General features: G+C 44.8%; 11 protein-coding genes. 10 read left to right on the top strand and 1 reads right to left on the bottom strand.

Annotated elements, in window-relative coordinates:
* Positions 1-10 precede the first annotated feature (10 nt).
* The 7 genes from IGJ26_RS10960 (at position 11) to IGJ26_RS10930 (ending at position 7131) form a co-directional block, all read left to right on the top strand.
* Positions 11-595, top strand: coding sequence for a hypothetical protein (locus tag IGJ26_RS10960; protein WP_194199519.1), 585 nt, complete (start codon positions 11-13; stop codon positions 593-595).
* Positions 596-598: 3 nt separating this feature from the next.
* Positions 599-1585 (top strand): V0D/AC39 family V-type ATPase subunit, encoded by a 987-nt coding sequence (locus tag IGJ26_RS10955; RefSeq protein WP_194199520.1) that lies wholly within the window; start codon positions 599-601, stop codon positions 1583-1585.
* Complete coding sequence (locus IGJ26_RS10950) at positions 1575-1883, top strand: V-type ATP synthase subunit F (protein WP_005225570.1); 309 nt, start codon at positions 1575-1577, stop codon at positions 1881-1883. Before IGJ26_RS10955 ends, IGJ26_RS10950 begins: the two co-directional genes overlap by 11 nt.
* Before the next feature lie 15 nt (positions 1884-1898).
* Complete coding sequence (locus IGJ26_RS10945; RefSeq protein ID WP_086296975.1) at positions 1899-3686, top strand: V-type ATP synthase subunit A; 1788 nt, start codon at positions 1899-1901, stop codon at positions 3684-3686.
* Complete coding sequence (locus IGJ26_RS10940; protein ID WP_061054381.1) at positions 3670-5067, top strand: V-type ATP synthase subunit B; 1398 nt, start codon at positions 3670-3672, stop codon at positions 5065-5067. The genes IGJ26_RS10945 and IGJ26_RS10940 overlap by 17 nt, the downstream gene beginning before the upstream one ends.
* Positions 5048-5677: a V-type ATP synthase subunit D gene (locus IGJ26_RS10935; protein WP_008378868.1), complete on the top strand. Its 630-nt coding sequence runs from the start codon at positions 5048-5050 to the stop codon at positions 5675-5677. The genes IGJ26_RS10940 and IGJ26_RS10935 overlap by 20 nt, the downstream gene beginning before the upstream one ends.
* 77 nt (positions 5678-5754) lie before the next feature.
* On the top strand, positions 5755-7131 hold the full coding sequence (locus IGJ26_RS10930) for a TrkH family potassium uptake protein (RefSeq protein WP_121261853.1): 1377 nt from the start codon (positions 5755-5757) through the stop codon (positions 7129-7131).
* A gap of 43 nt (positions 7132-7174) precedes the next feature.
* On the opposite strand, the gene IGJ26_RS10925 is transcribed toward IGJ26_RS10930, so the two are convergent.
* Positions 7175-7834 carry a hypothetical protein gene (locus tag IGJ26_RS10925; protein WP_194199521.1) on the bottom strand — a complete coding sequence of 220 codons (660 nt, stop codon included), beginning with the start codon at positions 7832-7834 and terminating at the stop codon, positions 7175-7177.
* A 321-nt stretch (positions 7835-8155) separates the two neighbouring features.
* On the opposite strand from IGJ26_RS10925, the gene IGJ26_RS10920 reads away from it, so the two are divergent.
* The 3 genes from IGJ26_RS10920 to IGJ26_RS10910 all read left to right on the top strand — a co-directional run bounded on the left by IGJ26_RS10920 (position 8156) and on the right by IGJ26_RS10910 (position 11204).
* Positions 8156-8527: a MarR family winged helix-turn-helix transcriptional regulator gene (locus IGJ26_RS10920; RefSeq protein ID WP_016613534.1), complete on the top strand. Its 372-nt coding sequence runs from the start codon at positions 8156-8158 to the stop codon at positions 8525-8527.
* Positions 8528-8698: 171 nt separating this feature from the next.
* Positions 8699-9808, top strand: a complete 1110-nt coding sequence (locus tag IGJ26_RS10915; RefSeq protein WP_086296968.1) for an NADH-dependent flavin oxidoreductase — start codon at positions 8699-8701, stop codon at positions 9806-9808.
* Positions 9809-10157: 349 nt separating this feature from the next.
* The gene (locus tag IGJ26_RS10910; protein WP_008378859.1) at positions 10158-11204 is read left to right on the top strand and encodes a hypothetical protein; all 1047 of its coding nucleotides are present in this window, start codon (positions 10158-10160) and stop codon (positions 11202-11204) included.
* Positions 11205-11249: the final 45 nt, after the last annotated feature.

The following is an 11249-nucleotide window of genomic DNA, read 5'->3' as shown; positions in this document are numbered from 1 at the left end:
GGGCGAAGATATGGACGCAATCGACAAAATGATTGCTGAACTAGACCAAGAAGCGCAGACAAAACGGGAACGTTTGGCTGCCGCTGAACGTGCTAGGATCAGTGAAACGATGGCACGTGACTGGGCGAAAAAAGAGTCGGACTTGCAGCTTCGTGCCCAGCAAACAAAAAAGCAAGCCGAAAAACATTATCAGCAAGCCCTGAATCGCCAAGCAAGTGCCGCTAAGCAGCAGCAAATGATGAAACAAAACGAATACCTGACACAACTTTTTGAGCAAGCGTATCAAAAAATGGTTGCCTGGACGCCAGAAGAGCTGCAGTCATTTGCTGAAAATGTGCTGCAGCAGTTGCCGATCAGTGGGACGGTGACCTTCCACGCTGGTCCTGAGCAAGCAGCCCATCTAGATGCCGCTTGGCTTACGTCTTGTCAATCAAAACTACCGTATCAAATCAAAGCAGGCGCACCATTGACAGAAGCGGGCTTTTTGGTAGATGACAACGGCATTCAATACAATTTTACCTATCAGGTACTGCTTGATGAATACAAGAAAGAAACCCGAGAACGGTGGTTGCAGATCATACAACAAGGAGGTTGATCCATGAGGAACTATCATCAATTGAATCCAATCATTCGGCTGAAAGAGATGACGTTGTTAAAGCCGCAAGAAGTGGAACAAATGATTGCGGCAAAAGGGTTTGCTGAAGTCGAAGCTGTCTTGCGGCAGACTCATTATCAACGCTATTTGAAGCCAGATTTTCATGAACGATTCGAAACCTATCTCGATGAAGAATTGTTAAAGACGATCAAAGAATTGGCCGAGCTGGTTCCTGATCAAGAGATCCTCCGACTGTATATGATGCCTTTTACTTTCCATAATCTAAAAGTCTTGACCAAAGAGTCAGTCACTGGAAAAGATTATGATCATCTACTGATCGAAGATGGTTTTTACACGATCGATGAGTGTCGGACCGCCATCAAAACGGGAACCTCAGAGGTATTGCCTGAGAAAATCGTGACTACGATCCAAGAAGTGCGGGAGTACTTAGAAGGCGGCGCCGTGCTACAAGGCATCGATATCATTTACGATCGCCGGTATTTACATGAACAACGGCGACTGGCAGATGAAATCAAGATCCCTGAGCTACAAGAAGCTGTCATCAAGATGATCGATCTGACCAATCTAACGATCGCCGCACGTTGTGTACTTCAAAAACGATCGCGCAGTTTTATGGAGGCAGTCTTAGTGAGTGTCGGCAGTATCCCGAAAGAAGAATTTTTAGCGTTTGCGGATGCGTCCTATAGTGACTTTTTAGCCTTCTTATTAGAAAGTAATTATCAGGAAGTATTGCGGCCTTTGATTCATGAACAGGTGATCGACTTTGCTGGCTTGGCACTTTTACAAGACAATTTGATCACAGAAAGCTATGGCCAAGCCCAAACAGATGCTTTAGGACCACTGCCTTTACTCGCATTTTTGAATGCTAAGGTTTTGGAACTGCAAAATCTGCGTATCTTGCTGGTAGGCAAACGCAGCGGCTTTACGGAAGAACAAATCAGAGAAAGGATGCGGCACTATGACTCATAAAATCGGCGTGATCGGCGAGAAAGAATCCGTCATTCCTTTTCAACTATTTGGCTTTCAGGTCTGCTATGCCTCGGAAGAAAAAGAAGTGAAGCAGGCGCTGGCAAAATTAATGAAGAACAGTACGATCATCTACCTGACTGAAAAATGTGCCGAGCTGATTCCCGATGAATTAGCAAAAGTCCAACAAAAAATGACACCTGCAGTCATCTTGATTCCTGATTACGATGGTTCCCGAGGAATCGGCAAACGAATGATTCAAGAAAATGTCGAAAAAGCAGTTGGGCAAAACATACTATAGAGAGGAGCCGATGTTGTGGAAAAAGGAACAATTATTAAAGTATCCGGTCCATTGGTGTTAGCCAAAAATATGGGCCATGCAAGTTTAGAAGATATCTGTTATGTAGGAGATTTAGGCGTGGTCGGTGAGATCATCGAAATGCGCGGCGACGTCGCTTCGATCCAAGTCTATGAAGAAACGTCCGGGATCGGACCTGGTGAACCAGTCGAAACCACCGGTGAACCGCTATCCGTAGAATTGGCGCCTGGGATCATGTCACAAATGTTTGATGGCATCCAACGTCCCTTAGAAACCTTCATGTCTGTCACCCAAAGCAACTTCTTGACGCGTGGGGTGCAATTGCCTGCGTTGGATCATGAGAAAAAGTGGCCTTTTGTACCGACCGTGGAAGTCGGCGCGGCAGTCAGTACCGGGATGGTCATCGGCACCGTGCAAGAAACACCGTTGATCAATCACAAGATCATGGTTCCTCATGGCGTTTCAGGAACAGTCAAGGCTGTTTATGCGGGGGAATTTACGATCGATGAAACGATTTATATTTTAGATACCCCCAAAGGAGAACGGTCTTTCACGATGCTGCAAAAATGGCCCGTTCGTCATAGTCGTCCTGTAAAGCAAAAACTGAATCCAGTCGAACCAATGATTACTGGCCAGCGAGTAATCGACACCTTCTTTCCAATCGCTAAAGGCGGGGCGTCAGCCGTTCCAGGACCTTTTGGTGCAGGGAAGACTGTCGTTCAGCACCAAATCGCCAAATGGGCGGATGTCGACCTAGTCGTCTATGTCGGCTGCGGCGAACGCGGCAATGAAATGACCGATGTAATGAACGAGTTCCCAGAGTTGATCGACCCTCGCAGTGGTGAATCTTTAATGGCGAGAACCGTGTTGATCGCTAACACCTCCAATATGCCGGTAGCCGCTCGGGAAGCGTCGATTTATACTGGGATCACGATTGCGGAATACTTCCGAGACATGGGGTATTCCGTGGCGATCATGGCGGATTCCACCTCACGTTGGGCAGAAGCACTGCGGGAAATGTCTGGTCGTCTGGAAGAAATGCCCGGGGATGAAGGGTATCCGGCTTACTTAGGCAGCCGCTTGGCAGAGTATTATGAGCGTTCTGGAAAAGCGATTTGCTTAGGTTCTGATCAAGAAGGCAGCATCACTGCCATCAGCGCTGTTTCACCATCAGGCGGTGATATTTCAGAACCAGTTACCCAAAATACGTTGCGGGTCGTTAAAGTCTTTTGGGGCTTAGATGCCACCTTAGCGCAAAAGCGTCATTTTCCATCGATCGATTGGTTGAAGAGCTATTCTTTATACGAAAACGAATTGGGTGCCTTTTTGGACCAACAAATGCAAGTAGATTGGTCCAAACAAGTAACAGAAGCCATGCGGATGCTGCAAAAAGAATCTGAGTTGTCAGAGATCGTTCGACTTGTCGGCATCGACGCTTTATCCGAAAAAGATCAGTTATTGCTGGAAACCACCAAGTCTTTGCGAGAAGATTTCTTGCAGCAAAACGCTTTTGACGACGTTGATACGTTTACCTCTCGTGAAAAGCAGTTCAAAATGCTGGAAACGATCTTGCTGCTCCACAAAGAAGCGGAAGATGCGTTGACACTAGGTGCGTATCTTTCAGAAATCTATGTAGGGACCGAAGAATTGCGAGACAAAGTGGCACGTATGAAGTACCTGCCTGAAGCAGAATTAGCAAAAATTCCTGCTTTGCATCAAGAGATCAAAGCAACGATGAAAGAAATTTTACAGAAAGGAGACCGCACTGATGATCAAGGAATATAAAACGATTGGAGAAGTCGTCGGACCATTGATGGCCGTCGATCGCGTCTCCGGTGTCAAATACGAAGAGTTGATCGAAGTCCGCATGCAAAACGGCGAAACGCGGCAAGGACAAGTACTTGAGATCCAAGAAGACAAAGCGTTGGTCCAAATTTTTGAAGGAACCGGCGGGATCAATTTGCGGGAATCTGCGGTCCGCTTTTTAGGACATCCTTTGGAATTAGGCGTTTCCGAGCAAATGATCGGGCGAGTCTTTGACGGCTTAGGTCGGGTCAAAGATGGCGGAGTAGAGATCGTCCCAGAAAAATTTATGGACATCAACGGCGAAGTGATTAATCCAGCAGCGCGGGATTATCCTGATGAGTTTATTCAAACGGGGATCTCATCGATCGACCACTTGAATACGCTCGTTCGGGGACAAAAGCTACCGATTTTTTCTGGATCTGGTCTGCCTCATAAAGAATTGGCTTCGCAAATTGCGCGTCAAGCACAAGTGTTGAATTCAGAAGATGATTTCGCTGTTGTGTTTGCTGGCATCGGGATCACCTTTGAAGAAGCTGAATATTTCATGGAAGATTTTCGTCAAACGGGCGCCATCGACCATTCTGTCGTCTTTATGAATCTAGCCAATGACCCAGCGATCGAGCGGATCGCTACTCCCCGAATGGCACTGACGGCGGCCGAATACTTGGCTTATGAAAAGGGCATGCATGTCTTGGTGATCATGACGGATATGACCAACTACTGTGAAGCTTTGCGGGAGATCTCCTCTGCTCGTCGTGAAGTGCCAGGACGTCGCGGCTATCCTGGGTATCTATATACCAATCTATCCACGTTATATGAACGTGCTGGACGGATTCGCGGCTTGAAAGGTTCAGTGACCCAGCTGCCGATTTTGACCATGCCAGAAGATGACAAAACCCATCCGATTCCCGATTTGACCGGCTATATCACCGAAGGACAAATCATCTTGTCTCGTGATTTGTATAAAAACGGCATCCAGCCGCCCATCGATGTCTTGCCGTCATTGTCACGGTTAAAAGATAAAGGGACCGGCGAAGGCAAGACACGCAAAGACCATGCCGCAACGATGAACCAGTTGTTTTCTGCGTATGCTCAAGGAAAGCAAGCCAAGGAATTGGCAGTCGTTTTAGGAGAATCGGCATTGTCGGAAGTAGATAAAACCTATGCCAAATTTGCAGAACGCTTCGAAAATGAATACTTGAACCAAGGGTACCGCACCAACCGTTCGATTATCGAAACCTTGGAATTAGGGTGGGACTTGTTGGCGATGCTGCCAAAAGTCGAACTGAAGCGGATCAGCGATGCCTTACTGGCGGAATACTTACCGGGAGAGGAGAACAATGGCGCAAAAAACCGTTAATCCAACCCGCATGGAGCTGTCGCGCCTCAGCAAACAATTGGCGACAGCCAAACGCGGACATAAATTATTAAAAGACAAACAAGACGAACTCATGCGTCAATTTATTGAATTGATCAAAAAGAATGACCACTTGCGTAAAGAAGTAGAAGAACAATTGCAGCGTGCCATGAAGGCATTTCGCTTAGCCAATGCCACGATCAATGAAAAATACATTGAAGAAATGTTTATTTTACCAGCAACTGAGGTCTCCCTTGAGTTATCCACGAAAAATATCATGAGTGTGGAAGTGCCAGTGATGCATTTTGATTATGACGATACGGTGATGCAAGCGCCGATCGAATATGGCTTTTTGAATTCCAATGTTCCGTTAGATAATGCGGTCGCCCGTTTTACCGACGCCATGCCGAAGCTGTTGGAGCTAACGGAAATCGAAAAGACCTGTCAATTGATGGCAGGGGAAATCGAACGTACTCGCCGACGCGTCAATGCCCTAGAATATTTGACGATTCCCGAGCTGGAAGAAGCCATTTATGGAATCAAAATGCGGCTGGAAGAAAATGAACGAGCAAACGTAACAAGAATGATCAAAGTGAAGAATAAATCAAAATAAAATGGTATGATAAGTGAAAAACAACTGCAATAAACTAGGATTACCAAGCCATTGGTTTTTGCAAAAGGTCAAAGGAAATGAAAATGAAAAAAAGAAATCGTTTGAAAAAAAAGCTGGCATCGCAACGCTTTTTGATTCCGCAGATCGTCACACTGGTCTTCGTTTTGTTGATATTGGCAGGAACTGGCTTACTGATGCTGCCGGCTGTCACCCAAAGTGGTGAAGGTACCAACTTTTTAGATGCACTGTTTACTGCCACATCGGCTGTTTGCGTGACGGGTCTTTCGACCTTGACAGTAGCCGACCATTACAATCTCTGGGGCCAAGGGATCTTGCTGATGTTGATTGAGATCGGTGGGATCGGCTTCATGTCGATTCCCGTCTTCTTTTACATCTTGGCGAGAAAAAGAGTCCATCTTAGTACCAGGATGATTTTGCGGGAATCATTGAATCTGGATCGGATGTCTGGAGAGATCCATTTGGCATGGTACCTGATTCGGATCGCCTTTTTGATCCAAGTCAGCGGGATTATCTTGCTGGCTTTTGCATTCGTGCCCCGTTTTGGTTGGGAGCAAGGCCTTTGGTACAGTGTTTTTCATGCGATCTCGGCCTTTTGTAATGCTGGGTTTGATTTGTTCGGCAACAGCATGGTAGGGTTTCAAAACGACCCATTTGTGCTGGGGGTCGTCAGTTTCTTGATCATCGCAGGTGGTCTGGGTTTTCTCGTTTGGTTCGATCTCCTGCATACGGCGTCCAAAAAAAGGTCCCTGCATAGCCGCTTGGCATGGATCGCTATGATCGTTTTGGTGGTTTTTGGAACGGCAGGGTTCTTTTTGACCGAAGCCAATTCACAGTTGATCACGGGTGACTCGGTCATCGAACGTTTTTTCCAATACCTCTTCTTAGCGGTCACCCCAAGAACCGCGGGATTTTTCAGTATTGATTACGGACAAATGAGTCAAGCAGGCCTGATGCTGACGATGATTTTAATGTATATCGGCGGCACCTCTGGATCAACTGCTGGGGGATTGAAGACAACGACATTTGCGGTCTTGATCATCAAGATCCGCAGCTTATTGAAAGGGCGCAGTCGAGCGGAAGTTTTTGGTCGCACGATCAAAGAATCTGCTGTATCGCGTGCCTTTACGTTGTTCTTTCTTACTTTGACGTTATGCTTCGTAGCGATTTTCTTATTGTCGATCACTGAGCGTATGCCGCAAACCCCAAACTTTGGGTTGCCAACCATTGCCTTTGAAGTTTTTTCCGCTTTTGGAACGGTGGGATTGACCATGGGGTTGACGCCTTACTTGTCGGTTTTTGGCAAACTTTTGATCATTTTTTTGATGTTCATTGGTCGAGTCGGCATCATGACCGTTGCTTTTTCATTGATGAAAAAAGCCAACAAACAAGAAGCTGGCTACAAATATCCTGATGAAACCGTGATGATCGGGTAACGAAACAGGGAAACGAAGCGTGCTTCGTTTCCCTGTTTTTCGTTTATTGAAGTACTTCTAACATCACATCTCGTTGGTCATCGCTGACATTTCCCGCATAGTTCGGCGTGATCAAAGATAGACCACCCTCCTTATTTGTAAATAGATACAGGTTTTGGTTAAAATCAGGATTGCTATTGGGTGTGATCTCTTTTGCAAAGGTCAACTGGGTATTCACTTTTACTGTACGAATCCCATTGTCATTTGCTGAAAAGATGCGAATCTCCTTTGTCGCGATCGTATCGACTTGTGCTTCATAACTAATTCTGTCGGGAATCGAAATGATCATTGGAGTCGTATTTTGAATCGTGACAGTATCTGGTACATTGAAACCGTTGAAGTGAAAAGTCAGTGTAGGGCCATATTGGGAAAGATCAACGGCATATGGAAACTCATTGGTGGATACTGAGCTTGCTGTTGTTTGCGTTGCGTCAGAGTGATCCGTCGATTGCTGGCTTGTGGTTGAAGTTTTTGAAGTGGAGCTTGACGCTAAGGAGCTGCTTTCAGTCGTTTGCGCCGTCGTGCTTTGTTTGCTTTCAGTAGACACACGACTCTGACTTAGCTCGCTTGTTGATTGCGAGGTATCATTTTCATTGTTACAGCCTGTCAAAAGCCCCAAACCGACGAGCGTCAGTGTCCCAATCAAAGAAAATGTTTTTTTCATTGTTTGCTTCATCCTTTCCTTAGAATACTAAAGCATCTAAAACAAGCAAATTATTGTGTCGAAATGCACAATTTTGCTGACGTAGCGTTTAAATATTCTTTAATGTTAAAGATATTGTAGTCCAGAACACTGAAAAAGAATAGGAAGTTTTTGCTGAATTTTTCGTCAATTCTATCATAAAATATTCATTAACGTCCGCAGCAGCTGGCTAGTTTTGTATAATAAAGTATCAGTCATACTGGCGAAGCTTTCTGGCGGCTTGCGTAACGCAGGGATCTAGATTAAAATACCTTGGTATAGGAGAATGGGGTGGTGAAGAGGATGGAAAAAGAACGGATGGGCCAATGGTTAGCCTTCACGAATCAGCATCAAGCGATCGAAGCTCGCTTGGAACAAGCCCTCAAAGCAGAAAGCAATCTGTCTTTGAATGAGTATTACGTGCTTTATTACTTAGAAAAGACCCCCAATCATAGCATGCGCCTCAACGATTTGATCGCCCATTTTGATTTGAGTCAAAGTGCGATGTCACGCATGATCATGCGCATGGAAGACAACCTGTGTGGTGTGATCGAACGGCATTCTTGTCAAGAGGATAAGCGGGGGATCTATATTGATTTGACCCAATCAGGGGAAAAGAAACTGCAGCGCTCAAAAGTCGTTTTTGAAAAAGTCTTGGAGGAAATGCTAGACTAAAGATGTTTTCACTTGTTTTCTCCTTGATTCTTTTGTAATATAGATGCATGTGCATGTATATTTTGGCAAAAGAGAAAAAAATGCACCGATTTGCTTTAAGGATCTCCTTAGGTAACGAAGCCAGTCAGATTTACAAAGCGAAATGAATCCAATGGAAAAGGTGGGAAACCCATGCGAAATGTAACAGACAAAGCAACATTTAAGCGCGGATTACAGTTGAAAAATCGAATCATTATGGCACCAATGACGACCAAGATGTCCTTCTTTGATGGGGTGATTACGAAAGATGAGTTGGCTTACTATGGCTTACGCTCTGGGGAAGTCGGAGCAGTCATCACAGCGGCAGCCAATGTCCAAGAAGATGGCAAGGGCTGGGAAGGGGAATTAGGCGCTTATGACGATGCCTTTTTACCTGGATTAAGCAAATTAGCCAGCACCATCAAAACAAATGGGACCAAAGCCATTTTACAGATTTTTCATGCCGGTCGGATGACGGATGACTCAGTTTTACGAGGCACACAACCCATATCCGCCAGCGCGGTTGCAGCTGAACGACCAAATGCCCAAGTTCCCCGGGAAGTTACGGTGGATGAGATATTAGCGATTATTGAAAACTTTAAAAAAGCTACCGAACGGGCGATCAAGGCGGGGTTTGATGGCGTAGAACTCCACGGAGCCAATACGTATTTGATCCAACAATTCTTTTCTCCTCACTCAAATCGTCGATCCGATGAATGGGGTGGCTCACTAGAGAACCGTTATCGTTTTATTGAGAAGCTCGTCGATGAAGTATTGGAAACAGTAGACCAATCAGGTGTGAAGGAGTTTATCGTCGGTTATCGGTTTTCACCGGAAGAATTCGAAGAACCAGGGATTCGCTTTGAAGATACGTTGTTCTTAGTGGACCAACTGGCAGAAAAAGGATTAGACTATCTGCACATTTCTCTTGCGGATTATACCCGTAAATCGATTTCAAAAGCGTATCAAGAAAAATCAATGTTGGCGTATGTCTATGAAAAAATCGCTCAGCGGGTTCCTTTGATTGGTGTAGGGGATGTCCGAACGTCGAAAGATGCCGCGGGCTTGCTAGAACATGCAGATTTTGTTGCAGTGGGGCGGGCATTATTGATCGATCCTCATTGGGGACAAAAAGTCTTAGACGGTCAAGATGAGTTGATCCGCACCACGGTTTCTACTTACGAACGTGAGGAACTCGTATTACAAAATGGCGTTTGGGGTTTTATGGAAAACATGATGCCAGATCGACTAAATGAAGAATAATAAGCAGACAACCACCTTTGCCTCGGGCGAAGGTGGTTTTTTGTGATCGCTACTCATTTGTGACACATTGAGAAGAGCTGTTTTTTCTCTAGTGAAACCCTGCTAGCTTCAAAATGACGAATCAGCAGAAGACTGTGAGAAACAAGCCTGTGATCGAAAGAAAGAGCGTGAAAAGATTTTTTTAGTTAAAATACACGAATGAATTTTTGCTTTATTTCAATAAATAGTCAAATAATTCAGAATCATTCATTTTTCTTACAAAAAGATAGCGCAAGTCGAGTTGATTGATAAAAAAACAATCAGTTGTTAGACTGAATACAGGTTAAAAAAACAAAAAGGGGATGTAATGATGAAAAAAGGATTCAGAAATTATTTAGGTTCAGATGAGCGGGAGGCAGGCTATAATTTGTCTTGGGGTTCTATCTTTGCAGGGGTCGTAACATTTATCGCATTGTTCATGACACTGTCAATGATCGGCTCAGCAATCGGTTTTGGTTTGGTGGAACCAACATCAAATAATCCATTAGATGGTGTGGGTACAGGATTATTGATTTGGACAGTCATTACCTTTGTCTTGGCATTATTCGGTGCTGGTTTTGTTTCAGGTGTGGCGGCTCGACGTGTTGGATTGGTTCATGGTTTCTTAACATGGGCAACTAGTATGATCGTGATGATGGTTATGCTCTCTTACTTAACGATCGGTGCATTTTCTGTAGTCGGTTCACTTTTAGGAAACGTTGCTTCTGCTGTTGGCAGTGGCGTTGAAACAGTTGCCTCAGGTGCTGGCGATGTCGCTTCAAAAGCCTTCGATGAAATAACAGGAAACATGGAAGACGTCAATACAGATGAATTACAAGCGAATGTCAATGATGTTTTACAAGATACCGATGTTCCTGAATTGCAACCAGACTACTTGCAAAATCAATTGTCTGATGCGACGAACGACATCAAAGATGCCGGCAAAGACATTGCAACCAATCCCAATGATGCTGATAAAATCATTGATGATTTAGCAAGCAAATTACAAGATCGTGCTACAACGATCGGTGATTCAGTCGATAAAGAAGCAATCTCAAATGCAGTGGCTCAAAACACAGATCTAAGCCAACAAGAAGCGGAAGAAGCAACGAACAATATCGTGAACGGCTTACAAGATGCTTCTGATGAAGCACAAAAACAAATCGAAAATGCACAACAAAATCTTGAACAAGCCAAACAAGACATTGACCAAGCAGTGGAAGACGCTCGTCAAAAAGCGGAAGAAGCAAGTGATGCAACAGCCAAAGCGTCTATTTGGGGCTTTGTGGCAATGGTCTTAGGACTCGCTCTTACGTCAATCGGTGGTATGGTGGGAGCAAACTTAGTTAAAACTGCTGACCACGAAAACCGTATCTAATTTTACCTCTCATCAAGAGAGCTAGTGATTTATAAACCAGTGAAC

Source organism: Enterococcus sp. AZ095a (assembly GCF_050546735.1).
In the GTDB taxonomy this organism is placed as follows: Bacteria; Bacillota; Bacilli; order Lactobacillales; family Enterococcaceae; genus Enterococcus_D; species Enterococcus_D entomosocium.
Note: the sequence above shows the minus strand (reverse complement) of the source record. Positions and strands in the feature narration are given on the sequence as shown.

Excerpts from the sequence above, each read along its gene's own strand:
- IGJ26_RS10955 (WP_194199520.1), top strand. The coding sequence starts at position 599 with ATGAGGAACTATCATCAATTGAATCCAATCATTCGGCTGAAAGAGATG.
- IGJ26_RS10950 (WP_005225570.1), top strand. The coding sequence starts at position 1,575 with ATGACTCATAAAATCGGCGTGATCGGCGAGAAAGAATCCGTCATTCCT.
- IGJ26_RS10930 (WP_121261853.1), top strand. The coding sequence starts at position 5,755 with ATGAAAATGAAAAAAAGAAATCGTTTGAAAAAAAAGCTGGCATCGCAA.
- IGJ26_RS10935 (WP_008378868.1), top strand. The coding sequence starts at position 5,048 with ATGGCGCAAAAAACCGTTAATCCAACCCGCATGGAGCTGTCGCGCCTC.
- IGJ26_RS10915 (WP_086296968.1), top strand. The coding sequence starts at position 8,699 with ATGCGAAATGTAACAGACAAAGCAACATTTAAGCGCGGATTACAGTTG.
- IGJ26_RS10920 (WP_016613534.1), top strand. The coding sequence starts at position 8,156 with ATGGAAAAAGAACGGATGGGCCAATGGTTAGCCTTCACGAATCAGCAT.
- IGJ26_RS10960 (WP_194199519.1), top strand. The coding sequence starts at position 11 with ATGGACGCAATCGACAAAATGATTGCTGAACTAGACCAAGAAGCGCAG.
- IGJ26_RS10940 (WP_061054381.1), top strand. The coding sequence starts at position 3,670 with ATGATCAAGGAATATAAAACGATTGGAGAAGTCGTCGGACCATTGATG.
- IGJ26_RS10925 (WP_194199521.1), bottom strand. The coding sequence starts at position 7,834 with ATGAAAAAAACATTTTCTTTGATTGGGACACTGACGCTCGTCGGTTTG.
- IGJ26_RS10910 (WP_008378859.1), top strand. The coding sequence starts at position 10,158 with ATGAAAAAAGGATTCAGAAATTATTTAGGTTCAGATGAGCGGGAGGCA.